This is a genomic window from Amycolatopsis vastitatis, assembly GCF_002234595.1.
In the GTDB taxonomy this organism is placed as follows: domain Bacteria; phylum Actinomycetota; class Actinomycetes; order Mycobacteriales; family Pseudonocardiaceae; genus Amycolatopsis; species Amycolatopsis vastitatis.
In genome coordinates this window covers 186,995-208,218 of the sequence record NZ_NMUL01000007.1, presented here as the reverse complement: position 1 = coordinate 208,218, position 21,224 = coordinate 186,995, and the positions used below count along the sequence as shown (strand labels likewise).

The following is a 21,224-nucleotide window of genomic DNA, read 5'->3' as shown; positions in this document are numbered from 1 at the left end:
GTTCCTCGCCCGGTCCAGCACCGGGCGAAACCCGTCACAGGTAGCGGTAGACGTCCTCGGTCGACAGGCCGCGGCCGAGCATCAGCACCTGCACCCGGTACAGCAGCTGGGAGATCTCCTCGGCGAGGCGCTCGTCGGACTCGTGCTCGGCGGCGATCCACACCTCGCCGGCTTCCTCGAGCACCTTCTTGCCCTGGGCGTGCACCCCGGCGTCGAGGGCGACGACGGTGCCGGACCCGTCGGGACGGGTACGCGCGCGCTCGGCAAGCTCCGCGAACAGCTCATCGAAGGTCTTCACGGTCCGGAATCCTTCCATCCCGGACCCCGCCACGCCGCCCCGGCCCGCCGCTGATGCAGCCCATCTCACACGGCCGTGGACGTCTGCTCCCACCAGTTGGGAATCAGCCCGGGGGCCGGGGATCAGAACAGCGCGCCCTGCTCGAAGTCCAGCAGGTACCGCTTGCGCTCCAGGCCGCCGCCGTAGCCGGTGAGCGAGCCGGTCGAGCCGACCACCCGGTGGCACGGGACGATGATGCCGATCGGGTTCTTGCCGTTCGCGAGGCCGACCGCGCGCGACGCCGCCGGGTTGCCGACCCGGTCGGCCAGCCGGCCGTAGGAGATCGTCGTGCCGTAGGGGATCCTGCGCAGCTCCGCCCAGACCAGCTGCTGGAACGGCGTACCCACGAAGACGAGCGGCACCTCGAACTCGTGGCGCTGCCCGGCGAAGTACTCCTTCAGCTCGGTCTCGGCGCGGTCGAAGATTTCCGCGCCGGGATCGTGCGAGCCGAAGGTCAGCTCGTGCGGGCGGTGGCGCTGGTCGACCATGTAGAGGCCGCAGAGCGCCTCGCCCTCGGCGACCAGTGTCAACGGGCCGCACGGGCTGTCGACGACGGCGTGGGTGCGCATGGGGGCTCCTGTCGGGTTCATGCCGCGGGCATCCGGTTGATCGCGTGGTCGCCGGTGGCCCACAGGTGCTGGGTGGCGTAGGCGCGCCAGGGGCGCCACGCGGCGGACCGGGCGACGACGGCCGCCTGGCCGCCGAGTCCGAGGGTTTCCGCGGCGTACTTGATGCCGAGGTCGGTCGGGAGGAACGCATCAGGGTCACCGAGGGCGCGCATCGCGATGCTCTCGACCGTCCACGGCCCGAAGCCGGGCAACGCGCCCAGCGCGGCCCGCGTCGCGGTCCAGTCGCTGCCCGCGCCGAGGTCGAGCCCGTCGGTCAGCGCGGAGACCAGCGCGAGCAGCGTGCGACGGCGGCTGCGCGGCATGGCCAGGGTCTCGGGGTCCAGCGAAGCGAGCGCCGACGGCGAGGGGAACAGGTGGGTCAGGCCGCCTTCGGGGTCGTCGACCGGCTCGCCGTGGGCGACGACGAGCCGGGCCGCGTGGGTCCGGGCCGCCGCCGTCGAGACCTGCTGGCCCAGGACGGCGCGCACGGCGAACTCGGCGCCGTCGACCGTGCGCGGGACCCGGCGGCCGGGCGCGGCCGCGACGAGCGGGGCGAGCAGCGGGTCGGTGGCGAGCTGGTCGTCGACGGCGACCGGGTCGGCGTCGAGGTCGAGCAGGCGGCGGCACCGGCTGGTGGCGGCGGGCAGGTCGCGGAGGTCGGCCAGGGTGAGCCGGCAGGCGATGTGGCCGTCCTCCGGCCGCAGCGCGACGACGCCGTGGCCGTGCGGCAGCCGCAGCGTCCGGCGGTAGGCGCCGTCCCGCCACTCCTCCACGCCCGGCACGCCGGTCGCCACCAGGTGCCCGAAGAGGTTGTCCGGGCACAGCGGCTTCCGGTAGGGCAGCCGCAGGACGAGCGCCCCGGCCGCGGCCGACGGCGTGCCCTTCGCGCGTTGCCGCAGCTCGGTCGGTGAGAGGGCGAACACCTCGCGGACGGTGTCGTTGAACGTCCGGATGCTGCCGAACCCGGCGGCCAGGGCCAGCTCGGTCATCGGCAGGGCGGTCGTCTCGATCAGCGTGCGCGCGGTTTGCGCGCGCTGGGCCCGAGCCAGGGAAAGGGGGCCGGCCCCGAGTTCGGCGAAGACCTGGCGTTCGACCTGCCGGACGCTGTAGCCGAGCCGGGCGGCGAGGCCGCGGACGCCTTCGGTGTCGACGACGCCGTCGGCGATCAGCCGCATCGCCCGCGCCACCAGGTCGGCGCGTTCGTTCCACAGCGGCGAGCCGGGGCTGGCATCGGGGCGGCAGCGCTTGCAGGCGCGGAACCCGGCCTGCTGGGCGGCCGCGGCGCTCGGGTAGAAGCTCATGTTCCGGGGTTTGGGCGGCACCACCGGGCAGCTGGGCCGGCAGTAGATCTTCGTCGTCAGGACCGCCGTGTAGAACCACCCGTCGAAGCGGGCGTCCTTCGCCTGCACGGCCCGCACGCACCGTTCGAAGTCCTCATGCACCCCGTCAGCATCGCGGACTCCGGCGACCCGGGGCTAGCGGAAATGCGACATGGTGGTGGTCAGCCCAGCAGGGCCGCCAACGCCGGCACGTCGATGCCCACCAGCGAATCGCGGAACACGCGCCGCTCCCCCGCGTCGACCGGGACGTCGTTGGGGATCACCAGGACCGTGCAGCCCGCGGCGACCGCGGACGCCGTGCCCGGCGGCGAGTCCTCGACCGCCACGCACCGCCGCGGCGGAACGCCGAGCAGCTCGGCCGCCTTGAGGTACGGGCGCGGGTGCGGCTTGTTGAGCCCTTCGACCTCGTCGCCGCACACGGTGACGTCGAAGAAGTCCCGGCCGATCGTGTTGAGCGCCAGTTCGGTCAGGTCGCGCTCGGTGGAGGTGACCAGCGCCGAACGAAGGCCCGCTTCGCGCACCGCCGTCAGCGCTTCGCGCGCGCCGGGGCGCCATGGCAGCTCGTCGTCGAAGAGCCCGGCCGTGCGACGGCGGATCTCCTCGCCGGTCGAAGCGATCGCCTCGGGCGTCACGGGACGGCCGGTGACCTCCAGCAGGTAGGCCGACGTGTCGTCCATGTTGGACCCGACGAGCGTCATCCGCTGCTCCTCGGAAAGCCTGCCGCCGAGCCAATCCGCGGTCTCGTAGAGGGCGATGTCCCACAGCTTCTCGGAATCGACGAGCGTGCCGTCCATGTCCCACAACACGGCGTCGAGACCGTCCACAGTGGATCTACCTCCGGGTCAGGTGTTGAAGTACTTGGCTTCCGGGTGGTGGCAGACGATCGCGTCGGTCGACTGCTCGGGGTGCAGCTGGAACTCCTCGGACAGCTTGACGCCGATCCGGCCCGGCTCGAGCAGCGCGACGATCTTCGCCCGGTCCTCGAGGTCGGGACAGGCGCCGTAGCCCAGGGAGAACCTCGCCCCACGGTAGCCGAGCTTGAAGAAGTCCTCGACGTCGTCGGGGTCCTCTGAGGCGACCGCCACACCGCCGGGGAAGGTCAGCTCCTGCCGGATGCGGCAGTGCCAGTACTCGGCCAGCGCCTCGGTGAGCTGGACGCCGAGGCCGTGGACCTCGAGGTAGTCGCGGTACGCGTCGGCCGCGAACAGCTCGTTCGCGTAGTCGGCGATCGGCTGGCCCATGGTGACGACGGTGAACGGGACGACGTCCACTTCACCGGCTTCGCGTGGCCGGTAGAAGTCGGCGAGGCAGAGCCGCCGGTCCCGGCGCTGGCGCGGGAAGGTGAAGCGCAGCCGCTCCGGCGCGTCCGGTTCGGGCTCGGTCAGCACGACCAGGTCGTCGCCGTCGGCGTAGCACGGGAAGTAGCCGTAGACGACGGCCGCGTGGGCCAGGACGCCGTCCGCGGTCAGCCGGTCGAGCCAGTACCGCAGCCGCGGCCGGCCTTCGGATTCGACGAGTTCGTCGTACGTCGGTCCGGCGCCGCCGCGGGCGCCCTTGAGCCCCCACTGGCCCATGAAGGTCGCGCGCTCGTCGAGCATCGCGGCGTAGTCGGCGAGCGGCACGCCCTTGACCACCCGCGAGCCCCAGAACGGCGGCGTCGGCAGCGGCACATCGGTGGCCACGTCCGACCGCGCGGGCGGTGGCCCCTCGAGGACTTCCTCCTCGGCCTTGCGGGCTTTGCGCGCCTCGGCGATCCGCAGCGAGCGTTCGCGGCGTTCCTTGCGCTCCCGGCGCTTTTTCTCCGCGTCGGCGTCCACCAGCGGCGATTCCCCGCGCTTGGCCGCCATGATGGCGTCCATCAGCCGCAGGCCCTCGAACGCGTCCCGCGCGTAGCGGACGTCGCCGAGGTACAGCTCGCTCAGGTCGTTCTCCACATAGGACCGGGTGAGCGCGGCGCCGCCGAGCAGCACCGGCCAGCGCGCGGAGACACCCCGGGAGTTCATCTCCTGGAGGTTCTCCTTCATGATCACCGTGGACTTGACCAGCAGCCCGGACATCCCGATCGCGTCGGCGGCGTGCTCCTCGGCCGCCTCCAGGATGGTCGTGATCGGCTGCTTGATGCCGAGGTTGACGACCTCGTAGCCGTTGTTGGACAGGATGATGTCGACGAGGTTCTTGCCGATGTCGTGCACGTCGCCGCGGACGGTGGCCAGCACGATCCGGCCCTTGCCGGAGTCGTCGCCGGTCTCCATGTGCGGCTCGAGGTGCGCGACGGCGGCCTTCATCACCTCGGCGGACTGCAGCACGAACGGCAGCTGCATCTGCCCGGAGCCGAACAGCTCGCCGACGGTCTTCATGCCGGACAGCAGCGTGTCGTTGATGATCTGCAGGGCGGGCCGCTGTTCCAGGGCCGCGTCGAGGTCTTCGGTGAGGCCGTTGCGCTCGCCGTCGACGATCCGGCGTTCGAGCCGTTCGAACAGCGGCAACGCGGCCAGCTCCTCGGCCCGCGACGCCTTCGAGGACGCCGCGCTGACGCCTTCGAACCGGGCCATCAGCTCCTGCAGCGGGTCGTAGCCCTCACGACGGCGGTCGTAGACGAGATCGAGGGCGATCGCGCGCTGGTCGTCCGGGATGCGCGCCATCGGCAGGATCTTCGACGCGTGCACGATCGCGGTGTCGAGCCCGGCTTGGACGCACTCGTGCAGGAACACCGAGTTGAGCACCTGCCGCGCGGCCGGGTTGAGCCCGAACGAGATGTTCGACAGCCCGAGCGTGGTCTGCACCTCGGGGTGGCGGCGCTTGATCTCGCGGATCGCCTCGATCGTCTCGATGCCGTCCCGTCGCGACTCCTCCTGCCCGGTGGCGATGGTGAAGGTCAGCGCGTCGATGATGACGTCGGAGGTGTGCAGGCCCCAGTTCCCGGTGATGTCTTCGATGAGCCGGGTCGCGATGCCGGCCTTCTTCGCGGCAGTGCGAGCTTGGCCTTCCTCGTCGATGGTCAGCGCGACGACGGCGGCGCCGTACTCGCTGACCAGTTCCATGACCTGGGTGAAGCGGGACTCCGGGCCGTCGCCGTCCTCGTAGTTGACGGAGTTGACCGCGCACCGGCCGCCCAGGCGCTCCAGCCCGGCCCGCAGCACGGGGACCTCGGTGGAGTCGAGCATGATCGGCAGCGTCGACGCCGTGGCCAGGCGCCCGGCCAGCTCGGCCATGTCCGCGGTGCCGTCGCGGCCGACGTAGTCGACGCACAGGTCCAGCAGGTGGGCGCCGTCGCGGGTCTGCTCGCGGGCGATCTCGACGCAGTCGTCCCACCGGCCATCCAGCATCGCGGTGCGGAAGGCCTTCGAGCCGTTCGCGTTGGTCCGCTCGCCGATCATCAGCACGCTGGCGTCCTGCTTGAACGGCACCGCCTGGTACAGCGACGACACCCCCGGCTCGGGCCGCGGCCGCCTCGCGACGGGCGAAGTGCCGGAGACGGCCGCGGCGAGCTGCCGGATGTGCTCGTCGGTCGTCCCGCAGCAGCCGCCGACCAGGCCGACGCCGAACTCCCGGATGAACCCGGTCAGCGCCTCGACCAGCGCTTCCGGGCCGAGCGGGTACACCGCCCCGCCCGGGCCCAGCTCCGGCAGGCCGGCGTTCGGCATCACCGACAGCGGCACCCGGGCGTGCTTGGCCAGCTGCCGCAGGTGCTCGCTCATCTCGGCCGGGCCGGTGGCGCAGTTGAGCCCGATGACGTCGATGCCGAGCGGCTCCAGCGCGGCCAGGGCCGCGCCGACCTCGGTGCCGAGCAGCATGGTGCCGGTGGTTTCGACGGTGATCGAAGCGAGGATAGGCACCTGGCGCCCTTCGGCGGCCATCGCGCGCTTCGCGCCGATGATCGACGCCTTCGTCTGCAGGATGTCCTGGGTGGTCTCGACGATCACCGCGTCGGCGCCGCCGGCCAGCAGGCCCCGGACCTCTTCGGCGTAGGCGTCACGCAGCGTGGTGAACGGCGCGTGCCCGAGAGTGGGGAGCTTCGTGCCGGGGCCGACCGAGCCGAGCACGAACCGCGGCCGGTCCGGCGTCGCGAACTCGTCGGCGGTCTCGCGGGCCAGCCGCGCGCCGGCCTCGGCGAGCTCGAAGATCCGCTCCGTGATGTCGTACTCGGCGAAGTTGGCGAAATTGGCCCCGAAAGTGTTCGTTTCGACCGCGTCCGCCCCCGCTTCGAGGTACCCGCGGTGCACCGAGCGGACCACGTCCGGGCGGGTCACGTTGAGGATCTCGTTGCAGCCCTCCAGGCCGCCGAAATCGTCCAGGCTCAGGTCGTGGGCCTGCAGGGCGGTGCCCATCGCGCCGTCGGCGACCAGGACGCGGGATCGCAGCGCGGTCAGGAACGGTGACGACAGGCGGTCGGACATGCTGAACAGCGTAAGGCCGGTGGTCGTAGGCTGGTCCGGTGAGTGAGCCCGTCGACGAGACCCCGCGGCCGCCTGGCGACCGCCCCGAACCCTCCCGCCCGCTGATGGTGGTCGCCTTCGAAGGCTGGAACGACGCAGGTGACGCGGCCAGCCGGGCGGTCGAGCACCTGCAGCTGAACTGGGACGCCACGCAGCTGGCGGAACTGGAGCCCGACGACTACTACGACTTCCAGGTCAGCCGCCCGACCGTCCGGATGGTGGACGGCGTCACTCGCCGGGTGGACTGGCCGACCACGACGCTCTCGGTGTGCCGTCCCGACGGCTTCGACCGCGACGTCGTTCTCGTGCAGGGCCCCGAGCCGAACATGCGCTGGCGCGCGTTCTGCGCCGAGCTGCTGAAGCACATCGAACAGCTGAACGTCGCGACGGTCGTGACGCTGGGGGCGCTGCTCGCCGACACCGCGCACACGCGGCCGGTCCCGGTGACCGGGACGGCGTACGACAAGGACACCGCCTCGCTCTACGGGCTCGACCTGAACAACTACCAGGGCCCCACCGGCATCGTCGGGATCCTGCAGGACTACTGCGTGCAGGCGGGCATCCCGGCCGTCTCGATCTGGGCGGCGGTGCCGCACTACGTCTCGCACCCGCCGTCCCCGAAGGCGACGCTGGCGCTGCTGCACAAGCTGGAGGACATCCTCGACGTCGAGATCCCCCTCGGCGCGCTGCCGGAGCAGGCCGAGGAGTGGCAGCGCACGGTCAGCGAGATGGCCGACGAGGACGAAGAGATCAGCGAGTACGTCCGCAGCCTCGAGGAGCGCGGCGACGCGCAGAGCGAGGTCGTGGCCGAAGACGTCAGCGGCGACAAGATCGCCGCCGAGTTCGAGCGTTACCTGCGCCGCCGCGGCCGGGGCGGCGGGCAGGAAGGCTTCGGCCTGCGCTGAGGCACTCTTTTCAGGGTCACCGCAGCCAGCTGGTGGCGAACGCCCGGGCGGGGTTCGCCACCAGCATGGCCGTGACGATGTCGCCGCCCAGCAGCTTGGTCAGCCGCGGCGCCAGCGTTGTGAGCAGGTAGGACGCGCCCGGCTGGGCGCGGGCGGCGGCGGTGGTCGTGTCGCCGCCGAGCAGGATCTGCCCGCCGTGCCCGGCCTCGACGAGCGCTTCGAGTCCGTCGAAGAGCCGCAGGTCGGTGGCGTGGTTGGCCCGCGACGGGCCGTCGAAGCCGAGGAACACGCCGGTCTCGGCGATCTCCCGATGCAGCTGCGGATCCGGGTTCCGGTTGAGGTGGCCGAGGATCACACTTTCCGGTGAAACGTCCAGCTTGTCGCAGAGCAGTTCGACCGTCTCCAGGCCCGCCGTGCCGAGTTCGAGGTGCACGGCGATCGGCGCGCCGGTCTCCTCGTGGGCGACCGCGGCGGCGGTCATCGTCAGCCGGGCGTGCGAATCGATCGTGTGGAAGGCGCCGGCCACCTTGACCAGCCCGGCGCGCGGGCCGGTCCGCGGCTCGTCGGGCAGGTCGGCGGGCTGGGTCCCCTCGGTCAGGTCGGCGACGAACTCCTTGACCAGATCGTCGATGACGCGGCCGAGGATCACCGGCGGGTAGTGCTCCACGCGGTGCAGGCCGGTGGCCGCGACCACGTGCACGCCGACCTCGTCCGAGATCCAGGCGAGCTCCCGGGTCCGCCGGGTCAGGCCATAGGGCGTCCACTGGACGAGCGCCGCCCCGCCCCGGAGCTTGAAGTCGAGGAGCGCGTCCGCGGCGGCGACCGGGTCGTCCAGCTCCTGGCCGGGCAGCAGCTTCGAAGCGAAGAAGAGGTGGTCGTGCGAGTCGGTCACGCCCAGCTCGGCCGGATCGATGTCGCCCAGCACCGTCCGCACCTTCGGCTCCCCAGTCACGACGGCAAGTGTAACGCCTCAACCGTTACGATGGTGAGGTGTCCGAAGACTTCCGCCTCGACATGGGCGCACCATGGCTCAACCTCCTGGCCACCCGTGGCCGCCACTTCGGGCCGCAGCCCGTGGAGCGGATCCCGACGACCGCGCGGTTCCGCGACTGGCTCGCCCGGGTCGAGCTGACCCCGCTCGCGCCGGTCACGGACGCCGACCTGGACGAAGCCCACCGGCTCCGCGAGGTCCTCCGCGAACTCGCCTTGGGCGCGGTCGACGGGATTCCGCCGAAAGCCGACCAGGTGAGCCCGCTGGCGGCCGTCCTCAAGACCGAGCCGGTGCACCTGGCCGCCCTCGACCGGCTGCACCGCAGCGCCCCGCCCACGGCGTCGGCCGCGCTCGCCCGGCTCGCGCACCAGGCGGCCGACTGGCTCACCGGGCCGTTGCGGCACGACCTGCGGGCGTGCCCCGAGCAGGACTGCCGCGGCGTCTTCGCCGATCCGGGCGGACGGCGGCGCTGGTGCCCCTCGCCCGCGTGCGCCAGCCGGGGCCGGGTGCGGGCGCTCAGGGAACGGCGACGCGCGGAATCCTGACGGCCGGGCGATCACGCCGGGCCTGCCGCAGCCGGCGGACCGGCAAGCCGCCGGGACCTCGCCGGGCCTGCCGCATCCCGCCCGATCAGGAGGGCCAGAGGATGCGGCGCATCGGCACCGCGCCCCGCGCCCGCTTCCGCCACTCCCGCGGATAGCCCAGCGAGACCTCCTCGAAGCGGACGCCGTCGGCCTCGGTGGTGCGCGGGATGTGCAGGTGGCCGTAGACGGCGACCTCCGCGCGGTAGCGGACGTGCCAGTCCTCGGTCTGCGTGGTGCCGCACCACAGCGCGAACTCCGGCCAGTACAGCGGCGCCGTGGGGTGCCGGTGCAGCGGCCAGTGCGACATCAGGATCGTGCCGTGGTCCTCGGGAATCGCCTCGAGACGTCCGGTGCTGATCTTGAGCCGGTCCGCGCACCACGCCTGACGGCTCGGGTACGGGTCGGGGTGCAGGAGGTACTCGTCCGTGCACACCACCCCGGCCTCCCTGGCCTGGCGCAGGGCCTCCCGGAGGGACTTGCCTTCGGCTTCCGGGGTCCGCCAGCTGTAGTCGTAGAGCAGGAACAGCGGCGCGATCGTCAGCGGCCGCGGGCCGTGCCGCCAGACCGGGAACTCGTCCTCGGGCGTCAGCACGCCGATCTCGCGGCACCGGTCGACGAGGTACTCGTAGCGAGCCTGGCCCCGCAGCTGGCAGTCGTCGTTCTTCGTCGTCCACAGCTCGTGGTTGCCCGGGACCCAGACGACCTTCGCGAACCGGTCGCGCAGGGTCTTCAGCGTCCCGATGGTCGCTTCGGCCAGCTCGGCGACATCGCCGGCGACGAGCAGCCAGTCTTCGGGTGTTTCCGGGACGACCGCGTCGAGGATCGGGCCGTTGCCCTCATGGGTCACGTGGAGGTCGCTCGTGGCGAAGAGGTGCGGCACCCCTCCACCGTAACCACCGCGGGCGCGGGGACCGCGCGAAACCGGCGGTTCGGGAACAGCATCAGCACTCCGGCGAAGACGTAGACGCCGGCCTGGACGTTCAGCAGCACGGCGGGCCCGGTCGCGGCGACGAGAGTGCCCGCCAGCAGCGCGCCGACGGTGGTGAACGTGGCGACGGCGGCGAACGTCGTGCTCAGCACCCGGCCGGCCCGCTCGGGGGCGACCGCGCTCTGGATCTCCGACAGCACCCCGGCCCCGACGACCACGCCCGGGGCGCCGGCCACGACGAACAGCCCGACGTACACGCCCAGCGACGTCGTCACCATGGCCAGGTTCCAGATCACCGCGGACACCAGGCCGAGCACGATCGAACCCCAGCCGAGCAGCGCGGCCGGCGCCACCCGCCGCGCCACGGTGGCCAGGGCGAACCCGGCGGCGAGCCCGCCGAGGGCCTGCACGCCCCGCAGCAGCCCGGCGTCGGCTTCGCTGCCGCCGAGCACGTCCAGGACGTAGACCACGAACAGCACGAGGAACATGCCCTGCGCCAGCGACGTGAACACGAGTGCGAGCCCGGTGCGCCACAGGCGCCGGTTGCGCGTCAGCTCCCGCAGGCCGTCGAGCCAGGCACGCACCACCGGTTCCCGCGCCCCGGCCGGTGCCGGGGCGGCGATCCGGCGGAACGGCTTGGCCAGCAGCGCCGCCGCCACCACGAGGACGGCCAGGTAGCCGGTGACGACGTCCGCGAGCCCGCCGAAGCCCAGCAGCGCGCCGCCCGCCCAGCCGCCGGCCAGCCGGGCGACGCTGCCGTTGACGCTCATCAGCCCGTTGGCGCCGGTCACCTCTTCGACGCCGACCAGTTCCGGGACCAGCGCGTTGCGCGCCGGTTCGAACACCGACGCCAGCGCCGCCTGCGCGGCCATCACCGCGTACACCACGACGACATCGGGTTCGGCCGGCAGCGGGAGCACCACGACAGCGAGACCGCAGCAGACGCCGAACAGCACCGCACGGCGGTTCCACCGGTCCGCGACGACACCCGCGACCGGGCTCAGCAGCACCGCGGGCAGCAGGCCCAGGCCGATGCTCAGCGCCGTGGTCGCGGCGGAGCCGGTGCGCTGGAAGACGTACACCGGCAACGCCACCTGCAGCATCCACTCGGCTGTCTCGCCGAAGAAGGCGGCCACCCACAGCCGGGCGAAGCCCGGCACCCCCAGCAGCCCTCTCACGCTTCCGCCTTCCCCGAGTGTTCGATGCGCGGGAACGCCCGCAGGCCGACGTGCACGGAGGCCGCGTCCGGTGGCGCGTCGGTCCGGATGGCGCCGACGTACGGGCGGACCAGCGCGTCGATCGCGTCGGTCAGCCGGGTCAGCTCCTCCGGCGTCACGCGCAGGGCGTAGGTGGACAGCCCGGTCGCGGCGCGCCAGGCGGGGCTGAGGTCGTCGAGGGAGTCCAGGTACCGCTGGGTCAGCTCCTGCTCGTGGGTCAGCTGCGCGCCGACCACGCCCAGCTGCGCCGCCCGCCGGGCCGGGTCGTCGGCGAGCTCCCCCAGCTCCAGGCCGACCTGCCGGGCGCGCCACGGCCGTTCCCGGCCGTCCTCGCCCTCGGCCCGCTCGACCAGGCCGTACTGGGCGAGCTGCCGCAGGTGCCAGCTGCAGTTGGACGCCGTCGAGCCGACGGCCTCGGCGCACTCGCTCGCGGTGCGCGGGCCGACAGCGGTCAGGTGGTGCAGCAGCGCCGACCGCAGCGGGTGCGCCAGCGCACGCAGCAGCTCGACGTCCTCGATCCGCTTGCGCGGTGGCAGCTCGGCCATCGGTGCCCCCATCTGAAAGAACTCTTTCGAAAGACTTCTTTCATAGTTCGTCCCGCCTGCGGGTTTGTCAACGGTGTCCGCTATCGTTCGCGGGGCAGTGACTGCCCGGAGCAGTGACTGCGTCGTCACCCGACCTTGGATGGACGTTGCCCGACCAGCGCGAACTCGCCACCGCCGCCGCCCTCGCCCTCCCCCGGTTCGTGGGCTCGACCGCGCTCTTCCACGCCGCGGTCGCCGAGCGGATGGCCGTCACCCCGACCGAGCTGCACTGCCTGCACCTGCTGCACGGCGGCGTCAGCGACTCCCCGACCGAACTGGCCCGGCTGCTCGGGATGTCCACGGGCGCGTTCACCCGGCTGCTCGACCGGATGGAACGGCACCGGCTCGCCGAGCGCGCCCCCGATCCCGCCGACCGCCGCCGGCTCGTCGTCCGGCCCCTGCCCGACCGGATGGCCGAGCTCGCCGAGCTGTACGCGCCGATGGCCCGGTTCGTCGGCGACCGGCTCGCCCGCTTCGACCGCCGCCAGCTGACGGCGTTGGTCGAGTTCCTCACCGACGGCACCGCGGCGGCCGAGCGGTCGACCGCCGAGGTGCCGGATGTGACGCAGGCCATAACGAGTTGACTAACTCTACGGATGTTGCGTTAACCTGGTTCCACTATGAGGAACTGAACCGCGCCCATCCCGCCTGAGGCGGCACCCGGTCGAGCCGACGCTCCCGCGTGCCACGACGCCCGGCCGGGATTCCGCTTTCTTCCCCCAGGGCTCGGTGATCGCACATGTCCACGCTCTTTCCGTTGCAGGCCAAGGACGTCGTCTTCGGCTACGGCACCCGCGTCGTCCTCGACGGCGTTTCCCTCACCGCGTCAGCCGGGCAGCGGCTCGGCCTGGTCGGCGAGAACGGCACCGGCAAGTCCACGCTGCTGCGCCTGCTCGCCGGGCTCGAAGAACCCCGCTCCGGCGAGGTGCTCCGCGGCCCGGACGTCGGGTTCCTGCTGCAGGAACTGCCGTTCCCGATGGACGCCACCTTCACCGACGTCCTCGACGACGCGCTCGCCGAGATCCGCACCGCCGCGGCCCGGCTCGACGAGCTGACCGCGGCCATGACCGACCGGCCGGACGACCCGGCCGTGCTCGACGAGTACGGCCGGGTGCTGGAGTGGGCGCAGGCCCATGATCTCTGGGACGCCGACCGCCGCGCGAAGGTCGTCTGCGACGGGCTCGGCCTCGGCGGCGTCGAACCCGGCCGGCGGCTCGGCACGCTGTCGGGCGGGCAGCGGTCCCGGCTCGGCCTGGCGGCGCTGCTGATCCGGCAGCCGGAGACGCTGCTGCTCGACGAGCCCACCAACCACCTCGACGACGCCGGGATGGAGTTCCTGGAACGCCACCTCGCCGCGCTCACCGGGATCGTCGTGCTCTCGTCGCACGACCGGGTGTTCCTCGACGCCGTCTGCACCGACATCGTCGACCTCGATCCGGCGGCCGCGGACCGGCAGGCCGGCGGTGCGGTCCGCTACGGCGGCAGCTACTCCGGCTACCTCGGCCACAAGAAGGCCGAGCGCTCCCGGTGGGAGCAGCGCTACGCCGAAGAGCAGGAGGAACTCAAGGAGTTGCGGGAAACCGTCGCGGTCACGGCACGGAACGTCGCCTACGGCCGCGCGCCGCGCGACAACGACAAGTTCATCCACCACTTCAAGGGCGCCCGCGTCCAGAAGACGATCTCGCGCCGGGTGCGCGACGCCGAACAGCGGCTGGAGAACCTGGAACGCGACCAGGTGCGCAAACCCCCGGCACCACTGCGGTTCCGGGCCGAGCTGACCGGCCGCGCCGCCGGTGACGGACCGGCGATCTCGGTGCGGGACCTGGAAGTGCCCGGACGGCTGGCACTGCCCCGGCTCGACGTCGGTGGTTCGGCCCGGCTCCTCGTCACCGGCGGCAACGGGGCCGGGAAGTCGACGCTCCTGAACGTCCTGGCCGGACGGCTGGCGCCCGCGGCCGGAACCGTCCACTTCGGACACGGCGTGCGGGTCGGGTTGCTGGAGCAGGACGTGGCGTTCGCCGAGCCGGAACGGACCGCGGCCAAGGTGTACCGGGACGCGCTCGGCGAGGACGCTCCCCCGCTGAGCCGGCTCGGCCTGCTGGCTTCCCGCGACCTGCGGCAGCCCGCTGGGGCACTTTCGGTGGGTCAGCGCCGCCGGCTGGCGCTGGCGATCCTGCTCGCCGAGCCGCCGGACGTCCTCCTGCTCGACGAGCCGACCAACCACATTTCGCTGACCCTGGCGGAAGAACTGTTCGCGGCCTTGGAAACCGCGCCGGGTGCCGTCGTCATCGCCTCGCACGATCGCTGGCTGCGCCGTGACTGGTCAGGCGACCACCTGGAGCTGGCCGCGGGCCGATCGGTGGCGGTATAGGTCGTTATACATGCGAAGGGCCCGGCATCACGCCGGGCCCTTCGCCGTGATCAGAGGGTGATGCCGAGGAGGGCGTCGACAGCGTCGCGGATCAGGCCCGGGGCCGCCGGGTCGGTGCCGTCGCGGCGCAGGGCCTCGCTCGCCCAGGCGTCGATCGCCGCCACGGCCTTCGGGGTGTCGAGGTCGTCGGAGAGGTGGTCGCGCAGCCGCGTCACCGTGTCCTCCGCCGCCGGGCCGGTCTCCAGGGAGACGGCCTCACGCCAGCGAGCGAGCCGGGCCTCCGCCTCGGTGAGCAGATCGGCCGTCCACGCGCGGTCTTGGCGGTAGTGGCCGGCGAACAGCGCCAGCCGGATCGCGCCCGGGTCGACCCGGTCGGCGCGCAGCCGCGAGACGAACACCAGGTTCCCCCGCGACTTCGACATCTTCTCGCCGTCGAGGCCGATCATCCCGGCGTGCACGTAGTGCCGGGCGAACTGGCCGTCCTTGGCCACGGCTTCGGCGTGCGCCGCGCTGTACTCGTGGTGCGGGAAGATCAGGTCCGAGCCGCCGCCCTGGACGTCGAACCCGAGGCCCAGCCGGTTGACCGCGATCGCGCTGCACTCGATGTGCCAGCCCGGGCGGCCCGGGCCGAGCTCGGACTCCCACGACGGCTCGCCTTCGCGGGCCACGCGCCACAGCAGCGCGTCCAGCGGGTGGCGCTTGCCCGCGCGGTCGGGGTCGCCGCCGCGCTCGGCGAAGAACTTGGCCATCGTCTCGGCGTCGTAGTTCGACTCGTAGCCGAACCTGCCGGTCGCCGAGTGGTCGAAGTAGACGTCGGGGAACTCGGCGTCGTCCGCGCGGTAGGCGCTGCCGTTCGCCAGCAGCTTCGCGATGACCTCGACGATCTCCGGGATGCTCTCGACGGCGCCGACGAACTGCTGCGGCGGGATGACGCGCAGCGCGGTCATGTCCTCGCGGAACAGCGCCGTCTCGCGCATGCCCAGCACGACCCAGTCGTCCTGGTCGCGCTCGGCCCGCTCCAGCAGCGGCTCGTCGATGTCCGTGACGTTCTGCACGTAGTGGACGTCGTGTCCGTTGTCCCGCCAGACGCGGTTCACCAGGTCGAAGGCGAGGTACGTCGCGGCGTGCCCGAGGTGCGTCGCGTCGTAGGGCGTGATGCCGCAGACGTACATCCGGGCGGTGGCGCCGGGTGCCGTCGGGCGGGTCTGCCCGGTGGCCGTGTCGTGGAGCCGCAGCGGGCGGGGGGTGCCGGGGATGCGGGGCACGTCGACCGATGACCAAGTCTGCATACCTCGACTGTAAGGGCTGGTGCGTCAGGCCTTCCCGAGCGGTGGGACGAGTCTCACGCGCGCGTAGGCCCCGATGGCCCGTGCGAGCCACGCCGGGAGCTCCGGGTCGGCTCGAGCGGCCAGCTCCCGTTGCCGGGGATCGGTCACGTAGAGCCCGCCCATCGCGGCGTACGCCGAGGCGGTCGGGTGCCAGAAGCGGCTCACCGACTCGTAGTGCCCGGCGACGGCGTCGAGCGCGGCGGGGTCCTCCGGGGCCGCGCCGGAGCGCATGACGTCGGCCAGCCGCCGGAACAGCGCCGCGCCCTGGGCGGCGGCGTGCTCGTAGTCCGCGGCGGTGAGCCCCCGCTGGGCGGCCTGGGCGACGTCGAAGGCCACCGCCGCGCCCTCGCCGAAGGTCTCGCGGTAGGTCTGCCGCATGGCGGCGCTGTCCTTGCGCAGCCCGGCGAAGAACCGCTCCGGATCCTCGATCCGGGCGGCGCCGAGGTCGGTGATCGTCTCCTCGACGGTCGCGATGACCCGGTCGAGCCGGCGCCGCTCCTCCTCCAGCTGGGCCAGGTGCCCGCGCAACGCGGCCGCTTCGTCGACCTGCTCGCCCAGGACCGCCCCGATCTCGGCCAGGCCCAGCCCGAGCCGCCGCAGCAGCAGGATGCGCTGCAGGCGCAGCAGTTCGAGCCTGCCGTACCAGCGGTAGCCGTTCGCCGCCACCGAAGCCGGGGCGAGCAGGCCGATCGCGTCGTAGTGCCGCAGCATCCGGGCCGACACCCCGGACGCCTTCGCGACCTGGCTGATCGAGTACTGCATGCCCCCACCTTAGAAGTTGACCTTCACACGGTGTCAACTTCTACCGTGAGCGCCGTGACCACGACCATCACCGGCGCCCGCGTCTTCGACGGCGAGCGCCTCACCCACCACACCGCCGTGCGGCTCGCGGACGGGCGCGTCGACGCCGTCGGCGACGACACCCTGCGCCGGCCGGGCGACGAGCACGTCGACGCCCGCGGCGGGACCCTCGTGCCCGGGCTGATCGACGCCCACGTGCACCTGCTGCCGGGCGCGCCCCGGCAGGCGCTCACGTTTGGCGTGACGACCGTGCTCGACATGTTCAGCAAGCCGGGCACGGTCCGCGACGCCATCGCCCAGGCAGCGGGGCCGGACGCCGCCGACGTGCGGTCCTCCAGTATTGGAGCCACCGCGCCGGGCGGGCACCCGAGCATGATGTACGCGCCCTTCCCGTACGTGTCCGGGCCGCGGGACGCCGAGCGGTTCGTCGCCGATCGCGTCGCCGAAGGTGCGGCGCACCTGAAGGTGCTCTACGACGACGGCACGGGCGGGCCGATGCCGATGCCGTCGCTGGACGTGCCGACGATCGCCGCGCTGACCGGGGCGGCACACCGGGCCGGCCTCGTCGTGGCCGCGCACGTGTCGACCGCCCGCGGGGCGCTCGACCTGCTGCCGACGGGCGTGGACGTGCTGGCTCACGTGCCGTTCGACGCCCTCGACGGCAGCCAGGTCGCCGCCGTCGCCGCGGCGGGTGTCGCGGTGATCTCGACGCTGTCGGTGGCCGACGGCTTCCCCGGTGACCGAGGACTGCTCGATGAGCCCGCCCTGGTGCCCCGCCTGGGACCGGCGTGGTGCGCGGTCCTCGAACGGCAGCGGCAGCGGTGGCTTCCGCCGCAGCTTCCGGATTTCACGGCGGCACGGCACAACGCCCGGCTGCTGCACGAGGCCGGCGTGCCGCTCCTCGCCGGGACGGACGCGCCCAACCCGGGCACCGTCCACGGCGCGAGCCTCCACCGCGAACTCGGGCACCTGGTGGCCGCGGGGCTGGCCCCGGCGGCGGCGCTGACCGCCGCGACGGCCCGCCCGGCCGACGTGTTCGGGCTGGCCGACCGCGGCCGGATCCGCCCGGGCCTGCGGGCGGACCTCGTCCTGGTCGACGGACGCCCGGACGAGGACATCACCGCGACGCGGCGGCTGACGGCGGTGTGGAAGCGGGGGACGCGCGCCGGCCTCGATGGCTACGTCGGCTCGGCCGACGAGGAGGCCGGGCTCGCCGCGTTGCGGGCCCAGACCGAGAAGGTGATCGCCGCCGTCCGCGACCGGTTCGGAGTGAAGCTCTGATCGAGCTCGGGCTCCCCGGATGTAGTGAACGATTCTTTCCTGTCGTCGGACGACAGGAAAGAGTCGTTCATGACACTTGAGCGGGCGGCGGCTACCGGCGGGCGCGCAGGTAGTCGCCGACCACCGCGGCGCCGAGGCCGTCGAGGTCCGGCGCCACCACCCGGCCACCCGAGCGGCGCGCGATCAGGTCCACGAAGGCCGTCAGCCGCGGGTCGTCCCCCAGGCGGAACACCGAGATCGACGCGCCCAGCTTCGCCAGCCGGTCCACTTCGGACAGTGTCTTGTGGAGGGTCCGGGGCTGCGGCGGGTAGTCGAAGACCGCCTCGCCGTCGGGTTCCAGGTGGGCGGTCGGCTCGCCGTCGGTGACCATCAGCACCACCGGTTGCGCATCGGGGTGGCGGCGCAGGTGCTGCCCGGCGAGCAGCAGCCCGTGGTGGGCGTTGGTGCCCTGCTCCCACGCGCCCTCCAGGCCGATCAGCTCCGGCAGCTCCACCGACTGCGCGTAGCGGCCGAACGTGATCAGCTGCAGGGCGTCGTTGCGGAAGCGGGTGCTGATCAGCTGGTGCAGCGCGAGCGCGGTGCGCTTCATCGGCAGCCAGCGGCCTTCCTGCACCATCGACCACGACGTGTCGACCAGCAGCGCGACCGCCGCGCGGGAGCGGTGCTCGGTTTCGACCACCTCGACGTCCTCGACGTCCAGCCGGACGGCCCGCTCCCCCACCGAAACCGACCGCAGCACGGCGTTGCGGATCGTCCGGGGCACGTCCCAGGGCTGCATGTCCCCGAACCGCCACGGCCGCGACGCGCCGGTGGGTTCCCCGGCCGCGCCCGCCGACTCGGTCTCGCGTTCGCCGGTCTTGCCGCGCAACGCGTTGACGATGTCGGACAGCGCCGTCTCGCCGAGCCTGCGCAACGCCTTGGGCGACAACCGCAGCGACCCGTCGGCGGCGCGTTCGAACAGGCCTTGGCGGCGCAGTTCCCGCTCCAGTTCGGACAGCCGGCGGGCGTCGACACCGGCGTCCTTGCCGAGCTGGCGTTCCAGGGCCTCCAGGTCGATGTCCTCCAGCCGTGCACCGGGATACGACTGGCCGAGCTGCTCGGCCAGCGCGTCCAGCTCGGCGAGGTCCGCCATGGCCTGGGCGCCTTCGCCCATGCCCAGCGGGTTGTTGCCGCGGAAGCGCGCCGAGCCCGTCCAGTCCTCGCCCGGGCGCGCCGCCCGCAGCTGACTGTCCAACCGCGACAGCTGCTGCGCCAGGCGCGGGTCGCCGAAGGCCTGCTGGGTCAGCTCGGCCAGCTCCGCCCGCTGCTCGGCCGACATCGAGTTCAGCATGCGCTGCGCGGCCGCCGACCGTTCGGCCAGCGCGTCGATCAGCTCCTCGACGTTCCGCGGGTTCTCCGGGAAGAACTCGCCGTGCTTGCCCATGAAGTCTTCGAAGCGCTCCTGGATGTCCTCGGCGCCGCGGGCGTGCGCGTCGAGGAGGTCGTTGAGGTCGGCGAGCATCTCGTTGATCCGCTCGACGTCCTCGGGCCCGGCGTTCTGCAGCGCCTGCTTCATGCCCTGGAACCGGGACTCCATCAGCTCCTGGCCGAGCAGGTCCCGGATCTGCTGGTAGTTCTCGCGGCCCTGTTCGGACCGCCAGTCGTAGTTCGCGAGCTCGTTGACGGCCGCGGCCGTGCCCGGCGGCAGCGCGTCGAGCTGGGCCTCCCGGAACCGGGCGTCGTCGTCCGGGTCCGGGAACAGCTCCCGCCGTTCGGCGTCGAGGGCTTCCTGCAGAAGGCGCTGGACCTCCTGCAGGGTGCCGTCGAGCCGGTTGCGCCGCTGGATCTGCGACCGGCGCTGCCACAGGCGCCGGGTCAGCTCGTCCAGGCCGGAGGTGCGCTCGGTGCCGCGGCGCAGCAGCTCCTCCAGCGCGGACCGCGGGGACGTGCCGGCCATCACCTCGCGGCCGATCTCGTCGAGCGCGTCGCGCAGGTCGGCCGGCGGCGCGAGGGGGTCCGGCCCGTCGTGCCACGGGCCGTAGGAGTAGCCGTCGGGAAGCGGGACCGCGGTCATCGGCCGTAGACGGTCGTCGTGTCGTCGGAGTCCTTGGCGAGCCTTCGCGACAGGAACAGCGATTCCAGGGCGAGTTCGACGGCGGCCGCGATCCGGCCGGCGGGCTCGTCGGCGGCGACCCCGGCGCGCCGGGCGACCTCGTGCAGCACCGGCAGCTCCGGCAGTGCTTCGAGGACGTCCTTGCCCGGGACGCGTTCGCCGGTGGACACCAGGTGGCCGTCGGCGACCGCGTCGGCCAGCGGACGCAGGTCCAGCCCGGCGAACCGGTCGCGGGCGGTCTCGGCGATCGCGAGGCGCAGCAGGTGCACCAGGTGCTCGATCTCGCGGCCCTCTTCGCCGGGCTCGAACTCGATCTTGCCGCGCAGCACCGACGGGACGGCGTCGAGGTCGACCGGGCGCGCCACGGCCGGTTCCTCTCCGGTCAGCGCCGAGCGCCGCAGGGCCGCGGCCGCCACGGTTTCGGCCGCGGCGACGGCGAACCGCGCGGACACCCCGGAGCGCTGGTCGATCGCCGTCGATTCGCGCAGGTTGCGCACGAACCGGGCGAGCACCTCCAGCAGCGGCTCCCCGACCTCGGCGACCAGGTTCGCCTCCTGCCGGACGACCGCCACCTCCGATTCCACGTCCAACGGGTAGTGGGTGCGGATCTCGGCGCCGAAGCGGTCCTTGAGCGGGGTGATGATCCGGCCGCGGTTGGTGTAGTCCTCGGGGTTCGCGGTGGCGACGAGCAGGACGTCCAGCGGCAGGCGCAGCGTGTAGCCGCGGACCTGGATGTCGCGCTCCTCCATCACGTTGAGCAGCGCGACCTGGATGCGCTCGGCCAGGTCGGGCAGCTCGTTGATGGCGACGATGCCGCGGTGGGCGCGCGGGACCAGGCCGAAGTGGATGGTCTCGGGGTCGCCGAGGCTGCGGCCTTCGGCGACCTTCACCGGGTCGACGTCGCCGATCAGGTCGCCGACCGAGGTGTCCGGCGTGGCGAGCTTCTCGGTGTACCGCTCGGAGCGGTGGCGCCAGGCCACGGGCAGGTCGTCGCCGAGCTCGGCGGCGCGCCGGATCGACGCGGGCGTGATCGGCTGCAGCGGGTGTTCGCCCAGCTCGGCGCCCTCGATGACGGGCGTCCACTCGTCGAGCAGGCCGGCGAGGGTGCGCAGCAGGCGGGTCTTGCCTTGGCCGCGTTCGCCGAGCAGGACGACGTCGTGGCCGGCCAGCAGCGCGCGTTCCAGCTGGGGCAGCACGGTGCGGGAGAACCCGACGATGCCGGGCCAGGCGTCCTCGCCGGTCTTGAGGGCCTCGAGGAGGTTGTCGTGGATCTCTTGGGCGATCGGGCGCGGCTCGTACCCGGCCGCGCGCAGGGCCCCGGCGGTGCGGGGAAGAGCGTCTGGAACAGCGTTCACCCGCTCGACGCTACTGCCGGATCGGCGGCCCGTCGATGTGGAGCGACTCCAGCGTGGGCGCGCACC

General features: G+C 72.8%; 18 protein-coding genes. 5 read left to right on the top strand and 13 right to left on the bottom strand.

What is annotated here, in order from left to right; all coding sequences use genetic code 11:
- Nucleotides 1–34: 34 nt before the first annotated feature.
- From CF165_RS08115 to metH, 5 genes are all read right to left on the bottom strand, one after another.
- The gene (locus tag CF165_RS08115; protein ID WP_013226745.1) at nt 35–298 is read right to left on the bottom strand and encodes a phosphoribosyl-ATP diphosphatase; all 264 of its coding nucleotides are present in this window, start codon (nt 296–298) and stop codon (nt 35–37) included.
- A gap of 122 nt (nt 299–420) precedes the next feature.
- On the bottom strand, nt 421–906 hold the full coding sequence (locus tag CF165_RS08110; protein WP_093946807.1) for a methylated-DNA--[protein]-cysteine S-methyltransferase: 486 nt from the start codon (nt 904–906) through the stop codon (nt 421–423).
- Nucleotides 907–923: 17 nt separating this feature from the next.
- Entirely contained in the window at nt 924–2,387 is a 1,464-nt protein-coding gene (locus tag CF165_RS08105) for an AlkA N-terminal domain-containing protein (RefSeq protein ID WP_093946806.1), read from the bottom strand.
- A gap of 59 nt (nt 2,388–2,446) precedes the next feature.
- A complete protein-coding gene (locus CF165_RS08100) occupies nt 2,447–3,109 on the bottom strand; it encodes an HAD family hydrolase (RefSeq protein WP_093946805.1) in 663 nt (220 codons plus the stop codon).
- An 18-nt stretch (nt 3,110–3,127) separates the two neighbouring features.
- Nucleotides 3,128–6,682, bottom strand: a complete 3,555-nt coding sequence (gene metH, locus CF165_RS08095) for a methionine synthase (RefSeq protein ID WP_093946804.1) — start codon at nt 6,680–6,682, stop codon at nt 3,128–3,130.
- Nucleotides 6,683–6,720: 38 nt separating this feature from the next.
- Here metH and CF165_RS08090 point away from each other — a divergent pair, with 38 nt between their 5' ends.
- On the top strand, nt 6,721–7,626 hold the full coding sequence (locus CF165_RS08090; RefSeq protein WP_093946803.1) for a PAC2 family protein: 906 nt from the start codon (nt 6,721–6,723) through the stop codon (nt 7,624–7,626).
- A 16-nt stretch (nt 7,627–7,642) separates the two neighbouring features.
- On the opposite strand, the gene CF165_RS08085 is transcribed toward CF165_RS08090, so the two are convergent.
- Nucleotides 7,643–8,578, bottom strand: coding sequence for a phosphotriesterase family protein (locus CF165_RS08085; protein ID WP_240521495.1), 936 nt, complete (start codon nt 8,576–8,578; stop codon nt 7,643–7,645).
- Nucleotides 8,579–8,616: 38 nt separating this feature from the next.
- Between CF165_RS08085 and CF165_RS08080 the strand changes: the two genes are divergently transcribed.
- A complete protein-coding gene (locus CF165_RS08080; protein ID WP_093946802.1) occupies nt 8,617–9,162 on the top strand; it encodes a CGNR zinc finger domain-containing protein in 546 nt (181 codons plus the stop codon).
- A gap of 85 nt (nt 9,163–9,247) precedes the next feature.
- Here CF165_RS08080 and CF165_RS08075 read toward each other — a convergent pair whose 3' ends face one another.
- The 3 genes from CF165_RS08075 to CF165_RS08065 are packed head-to-tail and all read right to left on the bottom strand — an operon-like array spanning nt 9,248 to nt 11,891.
- Nucleotides 9,248–10,081, bottom strand: a complete 834-nt coding sequence (locus tag CF165_RS08075; RefSeq protein ID WP_093946801.1) for a metallophosphoesterase family protein — start codon at nt 10,079–10,081, stop codon at nt 9,248–9,250.
- Nucleotides 10,045–11,307 carry an MFS transporter gene (locus CF165_RS08070; RefSeq protein ID WP_093946800.1) on the bottom strand — a complete coding sequence of 421 codons (1,263 nt, stop codon included), beginning with the start codon at nt 11,305–11,307 and terminating at the stop codon, nt 10,045–10,047. The genes CF165_RS08075 and CF165_RS08070 overlap by 37 nt, the downstream gene beginning before the upstream one ends.
- On the bottom strand, nt 11,304–11,891 hold the full coding sequence (locus CF165_RS08065) for an ArsR/SmtB family transcription factor (RefSeq protein ID WP_093947153.1): 588 nt from the start codon (nt 11,889–11,891) through the stop codon (nt 11,304–11,306). The genes CF165_RS08070 and CF165_RS08065 overlap by 4 nt, the downstream gene beginning before the upstream one ends.
- A 146-nt stretch (nt 11,892–12,037) precedes the next feature.
- Between CF165_RS08065 and CF165_RS08060 the strand changes: the two genes are divergently transcribed.
- Nucleotides 12,038–12,514 (top strand): MarR family winged helix-turn-helix transcriptional regulator, encoded by a 477-nt coding sequence (locus tag CF165_RS08060; protein WP_093946799.1) that lies wholly within the window; start codon nt 12,038–12,040, stop codon nt 12,512–12,514.
- 155 nt (nt 12,515–12,669) lie between these two features.
- On the top strand, nt 12,670–14,301 hold the full coding sequence (locus CF165_RS08055) for an ABC-F family ATP-binding cassette domain-containing protein (protein ID WP_093946798.1): 1,632 nt from the start codon (nt 12,670–12,672) through the stop codon (nt 14,299–14,301).
- Between the two features lie 50 nt (nt 14,302–14,351).
- Here the strand turns inward: CF165_RS08055 and mshC are convergent, their stop codons facing one another.
- Both mshC and CF165_RS08045 read right to left on the bottom strand, forming a co-directional pair.
- The gene (gene mshC / locus CF165_RS08050; protein ID WP_093946797.1) at nt 14,352–15,590 is read right to left on the bottom strand and encodes a cysteine--1-D-myo-inosityl 2-amino-2-deoxy-alpha-D-glucopyranoside ligase; all 1,239 of its coding nucleotides are present in this window, start codon (nt 15,588–15,590) and stop codon (nt 14,352–14,354) included.
- A 24-nt stretch (nt 15,591–15,614) separates the two neighbouring features.
- Nucleotides 15,615–16,391: a MerR family transcriptional regulator gene (locus CF165_RS08045; RefSeq protein ID WP_093946796.1), complete on the bottom strand. Its 777-nt coding sequence runs from the start codon at nt 16,389–16,391 to the stop codon at nt 15,615–15,617.
- A gap of 54 nt (nt 16,392–16,445) precedes the next feature.
- On the opposite strand from CF165_RS08045, the gene CF165_RS08040 reads away from it, so the two are divergent.
- Nucleotides 16,446–17,711 carry an amidohydrolase family protein gene (locus tag CF165_RS08040; RefSeq protein ID WP_240521494.1) on the top strand — a complete coding sequence of 422 codons (1,266 nt, stop codon included), beginning with the start codon at nt 16,446–16,448 and terminating at the stop codon, nt 17,709–17,711.
- 91 nt (nt 17,712–17,802) lie between these two features.
- Here CF165_RS08040 and CF165_RS08035 read toward each other — a convergent pair whose 3' ends face one another.
- Together CF165_RS08035 and CF165_RS08030 are read right to left on the bottom strand one after the other, a co-directional pair.
- Entirely contained in the window at nt 17,803–19,764 is a 1,962-nt protein-coding gene (locus CF165_RS08035; RefSeq protein WP_093946794.1) for a vWA domain-containing protein, read from the bottom strand.
- Complete coding sequence (locus CF165_RS08030) at nt 19,761–21,158, bottom strand: ATP-binding protein (RefSeq protein ID WP_093946793.1); 1,398 nt, start codon at nt 21,156–21,158, stop codon at nt 19,761–19,763. The genes CF165_RS08035 and CF165_RS08030 overlap by 4 nt, the downstream gene beginning before the upstream one ends.
- Nucleotides 21,159–21,224: the final 66 nt, after the last annotated feature.

What these genes read in the sequence shown, in the direction of transcription:
- CF165_RS08110 (WP_093946807.1), bottom strand. Translation starts at nt 906, where the DNA reads ATGCGCACCCACGCCGTCGTCGACAGCCCGTGCGGCCCGTTGACACTG.
- metH (WP_093946804.1), bottom strand. Translation starts at nt 6,682, where the DNA reads ATGTCCGACCGCCTGTCGTCACCGTTCCTGACCGCGCTGCGATCCCGC.
- CF165_RS08065 (WP_093947153.1), bottom strand. Translation starts at nt 11,891, where the DNA reads ATGGCCGAGCTGCCACCGCGCAAGCGGATCGAGGACGTCGAGCTGCTG.
- CF165_RS08055 (WP_093946798.1), top strand. Translation starts at nt 12,670, where the DNA reads ATGTCCACGCTCTTTCCGTTGCAGGCCAAGGACGTCGTCTTCGGCTAC.
- mshC (WP_093946797.1), bottom strand. Translation starts at nt 15,590, where the DNA reads ATGCAGACTTGGTCATCGGTCGACGTGCCCCGCATCCCCGGCACCCCC.
- CF165_RS08045 (WP_093946796.1), bottom strand. Translation starts at nt 16,391, where the DNA reads ATGCAGTACTCGATCAGCCAGGTCGCGAAGGCGTCCGGGGTGTCGGCC.
- CF165_RS08035 (WP_093946794.1), bottom strand. Translation starts at nt 19,764, where the DNA reads ATGACCGCGGTCCCGCTTCCCGACGGCTACTCCTACGGCCCGTGGCAC.